A 15627-nucleotide genomic window follows, 5' to 3' on the forward strand; every position below is an offset into this window, starting at 1 on the left:
TTTGCTTGGCGACCATAGCGTTGTGGACCCACCTGATTCCATGCCGAACTCAGAAGTGAAACACAACAGCGCCGATGGTAGTGTGGGGTCTCCCCATGTGAGAGTAGGACATCGCCAGGCTTTGAATTTATAAGAGCCCGTTTGTAAGAGCGGGCTTTTTAGTCACTTGTGACACAAGATACAGTGTGCTGATATGGCTCAGTCGGTAGAGCGCATCCTTGGTAAGGATGAGGTCCCCAGTTCGATTCTGGGTATCAGCACCAGTTTTATAGCTCTGTAAGCTAAAAGAATTTGCTTGGCGACCATAGCGTTGTGGACCCACCTGAACCCATGCCGAACTCAGAAGTGAAACACAACAGCGCCGATGGTAGTGTGGGGTCTCCCCATGTGAGAGTAGGACATCGCCAGGTTTGAATTACGAAACCTCAGCAGAAATGCTGAGGTTTTTTTCTATCTATTCGTATCATTTAGTATCATTCAATGTCCAATCATAGTGATAGCTGATACTCTTTTTCTCGCTTTTTAGTGCCTTGTTATACTGCACTAAGTGCTCAAATAATTGCTGTTTCGTTCCAAAATCTTCAGCAAACCAGTCATAAATAGAAGACAGAACCCATTTATCATTGGTGACCTTTACTCCTTTTTCGCTATTGATAAACTCAGTGGCTGATTTCTCCAGTAATAATTCAGTATTTTCTGCTGTGAAAGCCTGCTTTTGTAAGTTTGGGCAGCCAAGACTTGCGCAGTTGACCGCATAATGGGTTCGAGGATCTTTCCAAATAGGTCTTAAAATTCGATGTTCAATATCATTGAGAGTCAGCTCTTTTTGATTGATGGTAATGATCTTTTGTTCCCAAGGGCCAAATGAGAAAAATCCTCCCAGTTTAGTGATGGATGGTATTGGGTAATGATCGACGATTAAGTTAACTGTTAAGGCATTATATAAGTTGACCCAGTAAGCATATTGTTCCAGCTTTGCATACTCTCTTGGATCAAGGGCTGATAATTGTGAAATATAGAGCTCTAATTGCTCTTTATCTTTTGAGTTGACCCTTTGATAATCGAAGAGGTTGTTGTGATTTTCTTGGATTAGATAAGTATCAAGTGTTGTCTGCCAAATTTGATGTGAAATGGCTTGTGTATTTTCTTCATTACTAGAGTTCCAATAATCCCATAGTTGTGATTTAGGAGCAGAAAATACATTCGTTGACCCGAGTGTCAAACATAGCGTTAATAGATATTTCATCGTTTACCTCTCATCTCATAGGTTATATGACCTAGGTAGGGATTGATAAATTTCAGATAAAATAAAAGGTTGATGCATCTACACCAACCTCTGGAAATTAAATCGATACTCGCTATTTCAAAAAGCTAGGAATTTTTGTTTCATAATCAGCGATTTTATCTTCGTGCTGTAGCGTCAAACCGATATTGTCTAATCCATTAAGTAAGCAATGGCGACGAAATTCATCAATTTCAAATGAGTATGTTTTTCCATTGGCTTTAACTTCCATTCGTTCAAGATCTACAGTTAGTTGAGCACCTTCATTTCCTTCAACAAATTGGAATATTTCATCAACTTCTTGCTCTGTAAGGCGGACTGGAACCATTTGGTTATTGATTGAGTTACCATAAAAAATATCCGCAAAACTGGGTGCAATCATGGCTTTGATGCCGTAATCCGCTAAAGCCCAAGGGGCATGTTCTCGTGAAGAACCACACCCAAAGTTTTCACGAGCAAGTAGAATGCTCGCTCCTTCATAGCGAAGTTTATTCATGACAAAATTTGGATTAGGTTGTTGACCTGCATCATCTAGAAAACGCCAATCATGAAAAAGGTGTTTGCCAAAACCAGTGCGATTTACTTTCTGTAAAAATTGCTTAGGGATAATGGCATCTGTATCGACGTTCGCTGCATCAAGAGGAACGACCAAACCTGTGTGCTGTTTAAAACCTGACATTGGTGATCCCCTGTTTAGTTGAGTGTTGAAGAATGAATATTACGGATATCGACAAAGTGTCCAGCGATGGCGGCGGCGGCGGCCATTGCAGGACTGACTAAATGTGTACGTCCATCTCGACCTTGGCGGCCTTCAAAATTGCGGTTGGATGTTGATGCACAACGCTCACCTGCACCGAGCCTGTCATTGTTCATAGCCAAGCACATTGAACAGCCCGGCAAGCGCCATTCAAAACCCGCTTCAATAAATATTTTATCCAAGCCTTCCGCTTCCGCTTGCGCCTTAACTTGCTCTGAACCTGGAACAATCAATGCTTGAACATGTGGTGCGACTTTTTTACCTTTCGCGACTTGAGCTGCTGCTCGCATATCTTCAATGCGAGAGTTTGTGCAAGAACCGACAAAGACTTTATCCACTTTATAGTCTGACAAGGATTTACCTGCTTCCAGTCCCATATACGCCAGTGCTTTTTCTGCTGATGCTTTTTCGACAGGATCACTAAAGCTATCAGGAGATGGAATAGTTTCGTCGACAGCAATTACTTGCCCTGGGTTTGTGCCCCACGTTACTTGTGGTTTGATGTCCGCGGCATTTAGGGTAACGACTGCATCGAATTTGGCATTATCATCGGTTTTTAGCGTTGCCCAGTACTCAATGGCGGCTTCTAAATCGCTTCCTTGAGGAGAAAATTTGCGACCTTTAATGTAGTCAAACGTAGTCTGATCAGGGGCGATAAGACCGGCTTTTGCCCCAAGTTCAATCGCCATATTGCACACCGTCATACGACCTTCCATTGAAAGATCGGTAATCGCTTCACCACAAAATTCAACGACATAGCCTGTACCACCGGCCGCCGTTGTTTTACCTATAATGGCTAGCACGATATCTTTAGCGGTGATGCCTGGAGCGACTTTGCCTGTCACCTCAATTTTCATCGTTTTCGCGCGAGCTTGTTTCAATGTTTGGGTTGCAAGTACGTGCTCAACTTCTGATGTACCGATGCCAAACGCTAACGAGCCAAATGCGCCATGTGTTGCTGTGTGTGAGTCACCGCAGACAATGGTCATACCGGGAAGAGTAATACCTAATTCTGGCCCCATGACATGAACGATGCCTTGGTATTTATGATTTAAGTCGTAGAGTGTTACGCCAAACTCAGCACAGTTCTTGGACAATGTTTCCATTTGGATTCGAGCCATCTCACCCGAGGCATTAATGTCTTTTGTGGTGGTTGAAACGTTATGGTCCATGGTAGCGAATGTTTTACTCGTCTGACGAACTTTACGTCCCTTTTCGCGTAAACCATCAAATGCTTGCGGTGATGTCACTTCATGAACGAGATGACGATCGATATAAAGGATGGGGGTTTCCCCTTCAGCTGATACCGCAATGTGGGCATCATAAATTTTTTCGTATAAGGTTTTTGCTTGCGACATTGCTTCTTCCTTGAGCTCTTTGAGCTTTATAAAGGACTAGGCGAGCCTAGTCCTACTAATTATGAGTTTAAAATATAGCTGGCAATTTTATCGCCCATTTCAGAGGTTGAAAGTGCCGATTTACCACTGGCAAGATCTGCGGTGAGTTCACCTGCGGTAAGCGCCTTTGATACGGCATTTTCGATAGCTTGAGCGGCACTTTCTTCGCCCAAGCTATAACGTAGCATTAAAGCGGCGGAAAGAATTTGTGCAACTGGGTTAGCAATGTTCTTTCCTGCGATATCAGGTGCAGAGCCACCTGCTGGCTCATAGAGACCGAAATTGCTTTCATTAAGGCTAGCGGAAGGTAGCATGCCCATTGAGCCTGTGATCATGGCGCATTCATCGGAAATGATGTCACCAAAAATATTAGAGCACAGCATGACATCAAATTGAGAGGGATCTTTAATGAGCTGCATAGTGGCATTATCGATATAAATGTGTGAAAGCTCGACGTCCGGATAATCTTTTGCGATCTCTTCCACGACCTCACGCCATAAGATAGAGCTTTGTAATACGTTCGCTTTATCGACTGAGCATACTTTTTTACGACGTAATTGTGCGGACTCAAACGCTATTTTTGCAATGCGTTCGATTTCGTAGCGGTGGTAAACTTCGGTATCAAATGCTTTTTCATTTGCCCCTTCGCCTTCTCGTCCTTTGGGTTGGCCAAAATAAATACCACCAGTCAATTCCCGAACAACCACAATATCGAAGCCACGATCGGAGATATCGGATCGTAAAGGAGAAAAGCTTTCTAAGCCGGAATGAATTTGAGCAGGACGCAAGTTACAAAACAGTTGAAAATGTTTGCGAAGCGGTAGGAGTGCGCCGCGTTCTGGTTGGTCGTTGGGTGGTAAATGCTCCCATTTAGGACCGCCTACGGAACCAAACAATACGGCGTCTGCCTCTTCACATCCTTTAATGGTGCTTTCAGGTAGCGGGCAACCGTGGTTATCAATCGCAATCCCGCCGACATCATGTTCTTCTCTGGCAAACCGGATAGCATGTTTTTTTTCAATCGCATCCAATACCTTGTGTGCTTGTTGCATTACTTCTGGGCCGATACCATCACCTGCAAGAACGGCAATTTTGTATGTTTTGTCTGTCATGTTAGTCCTTTACTATTTTTATATTTGCTTGCCCCAGTGAGCTCTAAAGACTGAAAGCTCTAATCTAGGTACGTTAAACGGTTGCCACTTTCTTTTGTTTAATTTCTGCAATTTGATCGGCACGATGAATGCTATTGATCACGTGCAATAAGGCTTGTCCTGATGCTTCGACAATATCCGTAGAGACGCCTGTACCGTGATATTTTCGCCCTTTGTAGTTGGCAATAATATCGGCTTGCCCGAGTCCATCTTCACCTTCGCCCTTGGCGGTAAGGTCAAATTTATCCAATACGATCTCATAGCCAGTTAGACGGTAAATACATTGGTAAAGCGCATCGACAGGACCATTACCAACGGCAGCTTCACATTTTTCTTCATCACCACAAAGCAATTTAATACTGGTGGTCGCCATAACACTGCCTGATTGAACACTCAAATAGTTCAATTTGTAGAAATCGTCTTCATCACGCAGATTTGAAAAGTGCATCAAAGCTTCTAAGTCATAGTCAAACACTTGGCCTTTACGATCTGCCAATTTTAAGAAATCTTCATACAAGGCATTGAGGTTATATTCGTTTTCATTGTAACCCATGCTATCCATATGGCTTTTTACTGCGGCGCGGCCACTGCGGCTCGTTAAGTTCAGCGCTTGGTTTTTTAGGCCAATTGACTCTGGAGTCATGATTTCGTAAGTGTTTTTGTTTTTCAACATGCCATCTTGGTGAATGCCTGACGAGTGGCTAAATGCGTTGGCACCGACAATTGCTTTGTTACTTTGAATCGGCATATTGCACAGTTGGCTGACCAACTTACTGGTGCGGTGGATCTCATCATGCTTTAAGCCAGTATGTACGCCGAGGAATTCTTGACGAGTTTTGATGATCATCGCGATCTCTTCCAGTGAACAGTTACCAGCGCGCTCACCAATACCGTTGATGGTGCCTTCTATTTGCCTTGCGCCAGCCTGTACAGCGGCAATCGAGTTTGCGACTGACATTCCCAAGTCATCGTGGCAATGAACGGAAATAATGGCTTTATCTATGTTAGGGACTCGCTCAAACAGCATCTGAATAATGCCACCAAATTCGCTAGGAACAGTATAACCGACCGTGTCTGGAATATTGATGGTCTTAGCTCCGGCATTAATTGCGGCTTCGACCATTCTACAGAGATTATCAATGGGCGTTCGGCCCGCATCTTCACAGGAAAATTCGACGTCATCGGTGTAGTTACGGGCGTGTTTCACCGCACTGACTGCCATCTCGAGCACATCATCATAACTGCGGCGCAATTTATCTTGCACATGAATGGTTGAGGTTGAAATAAACGTATGGATACGAAAAGCATCGGCGACTTTCAGAGCTTCGGCCGCTGCATCAATATCTTTTGCTACCGCGCGAGAAAGCGCGCAGACGCGGCTGTTTTTAATGTGTTTGGCAATCGTTTTGACCGATTCAAAATCACCTGGGGAGGAAACTGGAAAACCTGCTTCAATAACATCAACACCAAGGCGCTCTAATGCGTAAGCAATCTGCAGTTTTTCTTTAACGGTTAAGCTTGCTGACAAAGCTTGTTCGCCATCACGTAATGTGGTGTCGAATATAATGACTTGATTATTCATGTTTGCTCCCTTGCACCGATGGTTAATCGTTTACTTCCTAAATATAGTTATAAAAAAACCCGCATCTCAGTGCGGGCTCTTGTCATCTTGTGTGGTGTTTTTCTTCCACAACCTACCCGCGCGAATGGTTCACGATAAGGAGCAGGCCCAGCAGGATAGAAAAACGGATAGTCATTCGTAACATTCCACAAGATTAAGTTAACAAATTAGTACCGTACTCGACTTAACTCGTCAACCATTAAGTTGTTTTTTTATTCATATCGGATCAGTTTTAGTCAAAAGCGGTAAAAATGAGCAGAATTGGTAGAGAGGATCACTTTTTGTAGCACGGAATGTTTTCACGCAAGAACGTTTGTCATCGGTTAAATTCATTCATTCTCCAACAAACAGTCACGTATTTGTCATTTTAAACTTCTACGTTTAGAGCGTAAGAGGTTTATGGAATGACAGGAGTCGCTCATGCGTGCCATCGGACAAATTGTTAAGTTTGACGTAGCGTTTTCGCTATTTTGTTTACAGCATCGTTTTAATCAGCCTGTAGCGCAGATCAGCAAAGCTATTTCCCATACTGGGGATGGGCATTTGTACGCGTTGATTGGTGCTTTAGCTTGGTATTTAGACCCGCTTAATGGCCACCTATTCTTAATGGCTGGACTGGCCGCTTTCGCGATTGAACTCCCTATTTATTGGGGATTAAAAAATAGCTTTCAGCGTCGTCGCCCTGAAGAGTTTTCTCCTTCATTCATTGCCTTTATTACCCCTTCGGATCGCTACAGTTTGCCCTCTGGTCATACGGCTGCAGGGTTTGTTATGGCGACATTAATTGGCCACTTCTATCCTCATAGCGATGCTTTTGTCTTGGTTTGGGCTGGCTTAATTGGCGTATCTCGCATCCTACTTGGGGTTCACTTTTTGACGGATATCGTGATTGGCGCGCTGCTTGGTGTAAGCAGCGCAAGATTTGCTTTGTGGTTGCTGGAGAGAGGCTTTTGAAAATTCTGTATGGTGTCCAAGGCACCGGAAATGGCCATATTGCTCGTTCACGAGTGATGAGTGAAGCGTTGAAAGAAGCCAAAATTGATGTGCAATTTCTCTTTTCTGGACGTGAAAAAGAGAAATACTTTTCGATGGAAAGTTTCGGTGATTACAAAACTCGGCGCGGTTTTACTTTTGAAACTGAACAGGGACACGTAAATTACGTTAAAACGGCGCTGAATAATAATTTGCTGACTTTCGTGAGTGAGACAAAAAAACTCGATTTGTCTCCGTATGATCTGGTCATTAATGATTTTGAACCAGTATCGGCATGGGCGGCTAAACAGCAAGGTATTCCGTGTATTGGGATAAGTCATCAAAATGCATTTCGTTATAATGTGCCTTTGAAAGGGGCAAGTTGGCTGGATAAACAGATTATTCAACAGTTTGCACCTGCCAATTACCACGTCGGTTTACATTGGTATCATTTTGATCAACCGATCCTTCCTCCGATTATCTATCGTTCAGAGCAGCATACGTCTAGCGAGCATTTCATTTTGGTCTATCTTCCATTTGAGCATGTTGATGATATTCTTGAGTTGCTTTTTCGTTTTTCAAATCAAGCATTTATTTGTTATCACCCTTCCTTAATGGAAGCGCAATCCGTTGAAAATGTTGAGTTGCGTCCCTTATGTCATACCCATTTTCAATATCACTTGCATTGCTGCGATGGCGTAATTGCTAATGGTGGCTTTGAATTACCATCAGAAGCACTTTCATTGGGTAAAAAGCTGCTACTTAAGCCACTATCGGGTCAATTTGAGCAGCAAAGTAACGTTGCCACTCTTGAGAATCTCGGGCTTGCTGCATCTATGGAGTTTTTGGACCCGTCGGAGTTACGCCGTTGGTTGGATGAAAAACAGGTCGAGCGCGTTGTCTATCCTAATGTAGCGAAAGCCTTGGTTGAATGGGTACAAAATGGCAAATGGGATAATCATAAAGAGCTGAGCCAGTCTTTATGGCGACAGGTTGATTTCCCTAGTTATGTGTCATTTAGCTAATATTGACGAAATGCTTTGAATTTTGACGTAATTAATTTATTTGGTGAATGTATCAAGGTGAAGGCTTGTTATTCATCACTTGATTCAATGTTTTGAATAAAATGCATAAATTTTTCTGTTTTATGGTTTTTTATAAAAATACATCGTACTGATAAATAAGGACAATCTTTTTGTTTGGATAAAAAAAACTGATATTTTATCAATCTTGTTGCCAATCGATAAATGCTTAGCAGATAGTAGCCTCCACCCAGCTGTGTCTGGGTAAATATAATAAATGGCAGGTTATCTATTCTAAAAAATTACTTTTACGGTATTGACGATAACAACAAGAGGCGTCCCAAAAATGTTAGATAAAAAAGATGCAATGAGCGCTATTGCTAGTTACCGCATGGAAAGCACATTACGTGGTGTAGATTTAAACCTGCTGACGGTTTTTGATGCAGTAATGCAAGAGCAAAATATTACCCGTGCCGCTCATAATTTGGGTATGTCTCAGCCAGCAGTCAGCAATGCTGTAGCGCGTTTGAAGGTAATGTTTAATGATGAACTGTTTATGCGACAAGGGCGAGGTATTCAACCTACTCAACGTGCACGTCAACTGTTCGGTCCGATGCGTCAAGCACTGCAATTAATCCGTAATGAACTGCCAAGTTCGGTGTTTTCTCCTGAAACATCAACCCGCTTATTTAAATTAGCGATTTGCAGTCCTTGTGATATGCGTTTCGCGCCGAAAATTATGTCATCAGTTCATGAACAAGCGCCTTTGGTCCAACTTCATCTTGATGCGGAATTTAACCGTTTGTTAGCCGAGCGTATGCGTTACCAAGAGATCGATTTTGTGATTGATTACGCGCGTTTTGATGAACAAGGGTTCTCCAGTACGGAAATTTTCCAAGATGAATTAGTGGTGGTGGCATCTAAGTCTCATCCTCGCATCAATGGCTCTGTTAACGCTGATAGCCTAACAGCTGAAAAGCATGCGAAGTTATCTCGCATCCATGGGCAACGTAGCTTTTCTGAGCAAGCATACCGCGAATTAGACTGTGTTCCTTATTATGAAGGGACCAGTTTGAGCAACGTGCTTTATGTGGTCGGACAATCTGAGTTGGTGACGATTGCACCTCGTTGGATGGTTGAGAATGCGGCTAACCGAGATCAGTTACAAATCCTCGATTTCCCATTTGCAAATGGTCAAATCAGTGGTTATCTCAGTTGGCATGAGTCTAGTGAAAAAGACAAAGGCCATATTTGGCTGCGTGATCAGTTAATGATGATTTGCGGCGAAGTTGTTGCATTAAACTAACGTTTACCCGTTAGTTTGTACGGTGATCTAAACTTAGTGATACTCCTCTTTGAGCCTTGAATTGGTTATATCCATTCAGGGCTTTTTTGTCTGTAGAATTAATTGATAACTTTGACATCCGTCAGTTGCCTTTTTTGCTTCTAAATGTACACTTGTGCGCTCAAAAAGCTTACATGTGTAAGCTACAGGTAAAAAAGATGCCCAATTTAAATTTCCATATCGTAAAAAGAATTCGTGAACAGATTGTCAAAGGTGGCGAGTGCATTGCTCTAAAACACAAAATAGAGAAAGAGTGGCATGGGATCAGCTGGAAGCAATTTGGTCAACGTATCGATGCGATGTCACTTGCACTTTTAACGCAAGGTATAAAAATCCAAGATAAAGTCGGGATTTTTTCGAATAACATGCCGCAGTGGACAATAGCTGACTTGGCTACTTTGCAGTTAAGAGCCGTTACAGTACCTATTTATCCAACTAATACGCCAGCGCAGGCCAGTTATATTATTCAAGATGCTGATGTCAAAGTGCTCTTGGTCGGTGAACAGGCACAATACGATGCGGCACTGGATTTTTTTGATGAGTGCGAACAGCTTGAATTAATTGTCGCCATGAGTGATGGCATTGATCTAAAAAGTTTTCAACATGGCATCCATTGGCAGACTTTTATTGAACAAAATACAGATGGCCAGCAAGCGGAATTAGAGTCTCGCCTTGAACAGGTGAATATGGATGATCTGCTGACGCTCATCTATACCTCAGGCACCACAGGTCAACCTAAAGGCGTGATGCTTGATTACCGTAATATTGGCGCTCAGCTTGAAGGGCATGATGAGCGGTTAAACATCTCTAAGGATGATGTGTCACTCTGTTTTTTACCATTGTCACACGTGTTTGAACGGGCGTGGACTTTTTACATTCTTTACAGCGGTGCAACTAACTGTTATTTACAGGATACGATGCAAGTACGTGATGCATTGAGTGAACTAAAGCCAACGGTAATGTGTGCCGTTCCTCGCTTCTACGAGAAAATTTTCTCCGCTATTCACGAAAAAGTCTCGAAAGCGCCGTTACATCGAAAAGTGTTGTTTACTTGGGCGGTCAATATGGGGGCTAAGATGGCTCTTTGTCATCAAGAAAAGCGCCAGCCATCCTTCATGCTGAAAAAGAGCTACGCGTTAGCGGATAAAATCGTGTTGTCTAAATTGCGTGCATTGCTTGGTGGGCGGATTAATTTCATGCCTTGCGGCGGCGCGAAATTAGATGAAACCATCGGCCGGTTTTTCCATGCCATTGGCATTAACGTGAAGTTGGGTTATGGCATGACGGAAACCACAGCAACGGTTTCTTGTTGGGATGACCGGTGTTTTAATCCTGATTCAATAGGCATGTCGATGCCAGGAGCTCAGGTCAAAATCGGTGACAACAATGAAATTCTTGTTCGCGGACCAATGGTTATGCGCGGCTACTATAAAATGGCAGAAGAAACGGCGTTAGCATTCGATGAACAAGGTTTTCTCAAAACAGGAGATGCTGGGCACATTGATGAGCAAGGTAATGTCTTCATCACTGATCGTATCAAAGAGCTGATGAAAACCTCCGGTGGTAAATACATTGCGCCACAAGTTATTGAGGGAGCGATTGGTAAAGATCACTTTATTGAACAGATTGCGGTGATTGCTGACACACGTAAATTTGTATCGGCTTTAATTGTACCTTGTTATGACAGCTTGGAGGTTTACGCCAAGGAGCTCAACATCAAATATCATGACAGATTAGATCTTATCAAGAATAACCAAGTGGTTGAGATGCTGGAAAAACGAGTCAATGATTTGCAAAAAGAGCTAGCCAAATTTGAGCAGGTGAAAAAGTTTAAATTATTACCTAAGGCTTTTTCAATGGACAAAGGTGAGCTGACGCCGACTCAGAAACTGCGTAGAAAAGTCATTAGTGATCGTTACCAAGATGAAATCGAGGAAATGTACAAAGAAAAGACTAAAGGTGAGTAAGATTATCTTAAGATAGTTTTTTCATTGTTTAAAAATCCTCCACTTGCTTTTCAGATAAAGCGTGGGGGATTTTTTATATTACGACGGAAGTTAAACCTCGCTTCCTCATAACGCTACATTGCTGCATGGTAATATTTTTTGCTTTATTTTTGCTAATTATTCATGGATTGAGCTGTTTTTGATACCATTTTTACGATAGTTACCTAATAAAATTCCATTTAACCAAACATTTGCCAAAGTGTGCGCTATTTGGCGTTCGACCCGATGATAAGAAAGAGTTACAGTTGTTGCGTTACCTTGTTTTTTGTTATGACAAAAGCAAGACATAGCCGAAAGTGGAAAGTTTTCGAATTAGGCTACAAATAAGCCCTAAACTATGTAAAACCAGGCCCATTGACTGACCATGTGTTGGGTACTGGTAAGGAGAAAAAATGGCAACGCAATCCAATCAACAGATGTTATCTGGCGCAGAGATGGTGGTTCAATCTCTGATCGAAGAAGGTGTAGAGCAAATATTTGGATACCCAGGTGGTTCCGTTCTTGATATTTACGATGCGCTGCACGCAAAAACCGACCAAATTAAACATGTCCTTGTTCGCCACGAGCAAGCGGCCACGCACATGGCAGATGGCTATGCTCGAGCAACCGGAAAAACGGGTGTGGTACTTGTTTGTTCTGGCCCAGGGGCGACGAATACCGTCACAGGGATTGCTACCGCTTACATGGACTCAATTCCAATGATTGTTATTTCAGGCAACGTGCCAAATAACCTCATTGGTAACGATGCGTTTCAAGAATGTGACATCGTTGGGGTTTCTCGTCCGATCGTCAAACACAGTTTTCTTGTAAAAAAAGCTGAAGATATTCCTGAAACCATTAAGAAAGCCTTTTATATTGCCTCAACAGGGCGCCCGGGGCCGGTCGTGATCGATCTGCCTAAAGATGTGATGAATCCTCAGATCAAACTCCCTTACACGTATCCTGAGTCGATCAAACTGCGCTCATACAACCCAACTACTTCTGGTCATAAAGGGCAAATTAAAAAGGCGCTAAAAGCGTTGTTAGAAGCCAAAAAACCCGTATTGTACATTGGTGGTGGCGCTGTTATTTCAGGTGCAGATCAGCACATTTTACAACTGGCTGAAACGCTCAATTTACCCGTAGTCAGCACGTTAATGGGGCTTGGTGCTTTCCCTGGGACTCATAAAAATGCGTTAGGCATGCTTGGAATGCATGGCATGTATGAAGCCAATATGGCGATGCACAATGCGGATTTGATTTTCGGTATTGGCGTGCGTTTTGATGACCGTACAACCAATAATCTAGAAAAGTATTGCCCGAACGCTAAGATCATGCACATTGACATTGATCCTTCGTCGATCTCTAAAAATGTGCCAGTCGATCTGCCGATAGTGGGATCAGCCGAACAAGTACTGGAAACTATGCTGCAATTGCTCTCTGAGCAAGGTGGCTGTAATGATTCGCAGGCGCTTGAACTATGGTGGCAAGATATCCAAAGCTGGCGCGACCGCCAATGCCTAGCTTATGAGAAATCCAGCGAACGCATTAAGCCGCAGCAAGTGATTGAAACTTTACATAAACTGACTAATGGAGACGCATATGTGGCCTCCGATGTTGGTCAGCACCAAATGTTCGCCGCACTTTATTATCCATTCAATAAGCCTCGTCGTTGGATCAACTCTGGCGGTTTGGGCACCATGGGGTTTGGTTTACCCGCTGGAATGGGGGTTAAATTTGCCATGCCAGAAGAAGAGGTAGTGATTGTCACTGGGGATGGCAGTATTCAAATGAATATCCAAGAGCTTTCCACTGCGTTGCAATATGATATTCCAGTGAAAATTATTAACTTAAACAACCGTTTTCTTGGCATGGTAAAACAGTGGCAAGATATTATTTACCAAGGACGCCACTCTAATTCTTATATGAGTTCTGTTCCCGATTTTGCAGCAATTGCAGAAGCTTATGGCCACGTTGGCATCCGTATCTCACAGCCTGATGAACTTGAAGCCGGGCTTAAAAAAGCACTCGATATGAAAGATCGATTGGTTTTTGTTGATATTAATGTGGATGAAACGGAGCACGTCTACCCAATGCAAATTAAAGGCGAAGGTATGGACAAAATGTGGTTAAGCAAAACGGAGAGAACATAATATGAGACACATTATTTCAATATTAATGGAAAACCAATCGGGTGCTTTGTCTCGCGTTGTTGGTCTATTTTCTCAACGTGGTTATAACATTGAATCACTAACGGTTTCGCCAACCGATGATGCAACATTGTCACGCTTAAACATCACCACTAAGACCGATGAAATGCAACTTGAACAAATTCAAAAGCAACTGCATAAGTTGATTGATGTGCTTAAAGTGCAAGAAGTGTCGGAGTGTGAACACATTGAACGTGAGCTGATGATGGTGAAAGTCAAAGCCAGCGGTTTTGCGCGCGCCGAAGTGAAACGTACGGCTGATATTTTCCGTGGGCAGATCGTAGATGTCACTGCGGCGCAATATACTGTGCAGCTTGCTGGAACCAGCGAAAAACTCGATGCCTTTATTCAAGCGTTGTCGGAAGTCACTGAAGTAATCGAAGTCGCGCGAAGTGGCGTGGTAGGTATTGCTCGCGGGGAGCGAGCGCTTAAAGCTTAATTTACTGAGCTCCCTATCGAAATAAGGAAGGCCACATTTTATGTGGCCTTTTTGTCGTTTGGTGCTTTTACTAGAGAAGTGCTTAGTGAAGAATACGCGCACGAATGGTGCCGCTGATGCTTTTCAGCTTAGTAAGAGCTTCCGCAGAGCGAGCGGTTTCTACGTCAATCACTACATAACCGATATCCGCTGACGTTTGTAAATATTGAGCGGCGATATTGATCCCTTCTTCGGCGAAGATGGTGTTGATTTGTGTCAGAATACCCGGACGGTTTTCGTGAATATGCAGTAAACGCGAACTATCACGGTGAATTGGCAGCGATACTTCAGGGAAGTTCACGCTTGATAAGGTTGAGCCGTTATCTGAATATTTTGCCAACTTACCGGCTACTTCAATACCGATATTTTCTTGTGCTTCTTGAGTTGAGCCACCAATGTGCGGTGTCAGAATGACATTATCAAAATGCATCAGTGGGGATTCAAAAGGTTCAGAGTTTGTGGCGGGTTCTTCTGGAAATACATCTATTGCCGCGCCAGCTAGATGGTTTGATGCCAATGCATCGCAGAGTGCGGGAATGTCGACTACCGTTCCGCGTGCTGCGTTGATAAAGATAGAGCCAGGCTTCATGCGTGCAAACTCTTCTTTACCCATCATATTTTTAGTATCTGGAGTTTCAGGCACATGCAGAGAAATGACATCACATTTATTCAGTAGTTCACTCATGGTATGTATTTGCGTTGCATTACCGAGTGAGAGTTTGTTTTCTATGTCATAGAAATAGACTTGCATACCGAGGTTTTCGGCAATGATACCGAGCTGGGTACCAATGTGGCCATAGCCAATAATACCTAAGCGTTTACCGCGTGCCTCATAAGAGTTATCAGCACTTTTTTTCCAAATACCACGATGTGCCAATGCATTTTTTTCAGGAATCCCACGCAGTAGTAGCAGTGTTTGGCCTAAAACGAGTTCAGCAACACTGCGAGTATTCGAAAATGGTGCATTAAAGACAGGAATACCGCGTTTTGCGGCTGCATTCAGGTCAACTTGGTTGGTGCCAATGCAGAAGCAGCCGATAGCAACCAACTTCTCTGCCGCGTTGATTACCGCTTCGGTCAAATTAGTGCGCGAACGAATCCCGATGAAGTGAGCATCTTTCACCGCTTCGAGCAGTTGTTCATCACCCAGAGAACCTTTGTGATACTCAATATTGCTGTAACCGGCAGATTGCAGTACTTCAACCGTTGAAGGGTGTAGCCCTTCGAGGAGTAAGATTTTGATTTTGTCTTTTTCGAGTGAAACTTTGGCCATTATTCTCGTCCTTAAAAATGGGAAGGTGGGCAAACACGGCGCACATAAAGCAAAAGGGCTAATATAAAGAGGAAGATTAACCATTTTGTTGGAAGACAAACGTTTTCCTTGTGCGTCTTCTGACCAATAAAGTA

At 43.1% G+C, this 15627-nt stretch carries 12 protein-coding genes, 1 tRNA gene and 2 rRNA genes; 9 read left to right on the top strand and 6 right to left on the bottom strand.

What is annotated here, in order from left to right; translation table 11 throughout:
* Window positions 1-4 precede the first annotated feature (4 nt).
* From rrf (EXZ60_RS11330) to rrf (EXZ60_RS11340), 3 genes are all read left to right on the top strand, one after another.
* A 5S ribosomal RNA gene (gene rrf, locus EXZ60_RS11330) occupies window positions 5-120 on the top strand.
* A 67-nt stretch (window positions 121-187) separates the two neighbouring features.
* Window positions 188-263, top strand: a tRNA-Thr gene (locus EXZ60_RS11335).
* Between the two features lie 31 nt (window positions 264-294).
* Window positions 295-410, top strand: a 5S ribosomal RNA gene (rrf, locus tag EXZ60_RS11340).
* 53 nt (window positions 411-463) lie between these two features.
* Here rrf (EXZ60_RS11340) and EXZ60_RS11345 read toward each other — a convergent pair.
* From EXZ60_RS11345 to leuA, 5 genes are all read right to left on the bottom strand, one after another.
* Window positions 464-1246 (bottom strand): DUF547 domain-containing protein, encoded by a 783-nt coding sequence (locus tag EXZ60_RS11345; RefSeq protein ID WP_129532755.1) that lies wholly within the window; start codon window positions 1244-1246, stop codon window positions 464-466.
* A 112-nt stretch (window positions 1247-1358) separates the two neighbouring features.
* Window positions 1359-1961: a 3-isopropylmalate dehydratase small subunit gene (gene leuD / locus EXZ60_RS11350; protein ID WP_013856008.1), complete on the bottom strand. Its 603-nt coding sequence runs from the start codon at window positions 1959-1961 to the stop codon at window positions 1359-1361.
* 14 nt (window positions 1962-1975) lie between these two features.
* Window positions 1976-3397, bottom strand: a complete 1422-nt coding sequence (leuC, locus tag EXZ60_RS11355) for a 3-isopropylmalate dehydratase large subunit (protein ID WP_088732862.1) — start codon at window positions 3395-3397, stop codon at window positions 1976-1978.
* A gap of 59 nt (window positions 3398-3456) precedes the next feature.
* Complete coding sequence (gene leuB / locus EXZ60_RS11360; RefSeq protein WP_081245355.1) at window positions 3457-4548, bottom strand: 3-isopropylmalate dehydrogenase; 1092 nt, start codon at window positions 4546-4548, stop codon at window positions 3457-3459.
* Between the two features lie 73 nt (window positions 4549-4621).
* On the bottom strand, window positions 4622-6169 hold the full coding sequence (gene leuA / locus EXZ60_RS11365) for a 2-isopropylmalate synthase (RefSeq protein WP_013856011.1): 1548 nt from the start codon (window positions 6167-6169) through the stop codon (window positions 4622-4624).
* 459 nt (window positions 6170-6628) lie between these two features.
* On the opposite strand from leuA, the gene EXZ60_RS11370 reads away from it, so the two are divergent.
* The 6 genes from EXZ60_RS11370 to ilvN all read left to right on the top strand — a co-directional run bounded on the left by EXZ60_RS11370 (window position 6629) and on the right by ilvN (window position 14181).
* Window positions 6629-7162 (top strand): phosphatase PAP2 family protein, encoded by a 534-nt coding sequence (locus EXZ60_RS11370; protein WP_064625900.1) that lies wholly within the window; start codon window positions 6629-6631, stop codon window positions 7160-7162.
* Window positions 7159-8205, top strand: a complete 1047-nt coding sequence (locus EXZ60_RS11375) for an MJ1255/VC2487 family glycosyltransferase (protein WP_026029132.1) — start codon at window positions 7159-7161, stop codon at window positions 8203-8205. The genes EXZ60_RS11370 and EXZ60_RS11375 overlap by 4 nt, the downstream gene beginning before the upstream one ends.
* Window positions 8206-8548: 343 nt before the next feature.
* Window positions 8549-9508 (top strand): transcriptional regulator LeuO, encoded by a 960-nt coding sequence (gene leuO, locus EXZ60_RS11380; RefSeq protein WP_026027287.1) that lies wholly within the window; start codon window positions 8549-8551, stop codon window positions 9506-9508.
* 197 nt (window positions 9509-9705) lie between these two features.
* Window positions 9706-11514: a long-chain fatty acid--CoA ligase gene (locus tag EXZ60_RS11385; protein WP_026027286.1), complete on the top strand. Its 1809-nt coding sequence runs from the start codon at window positions 9706-9708 to the stop codon at window positions 11512-11514.
* Window positions 11515-11945: 431 nt separating this feature from the next.
* Window positions 11946-13685, top strand: coding sequence for an acetolactate synthase 3 large subunit (locus EXZ60_RS11390; RefSeq protein ID WP_013856017.1), 1740 nt, complete (start codon window positions 11946-11948; stop codon window positions 13683-13685).
* Between the two features lies 1 nt (window position 13686).
* A complete protein-coding gene (gene ilvN, locus EXZ60_RS11395) occupies window positions 13687-14181 on the top strand; it encodes an acetolactate synthase small subunit (protein WP_010319822.1) in 495 nt (164 codons plus the stop codon).
* 82 nt (window positions 14182-14263) lie between these two features.
* Here ilvN and serA read toward each other — a convergent pair whose 3' ends face one another.
* Window positions 14264-15493, bottom strand: a complete 1230-nt coding sequence (gene serA / locus EXZ60_RS11400; protein WP_026028313.1) for a phosphoglycerate dehydrogenase — start codon at window positions 15491-15493, stop codon at window positions 14264-14266.
* Window positions 15494-15627: the final 134 nt, after the last annotated feature.

Origin of the sequence: Vibrio sp. 1151_11, assembly GCF_029478525.1 — a bacterium.
Lineage (GTDB): Bacteria > Pseudomonadota > Gammaproteobacteria > Enterobacterales > Vibrionaceae > Vibrio > Vibrio anguillarum.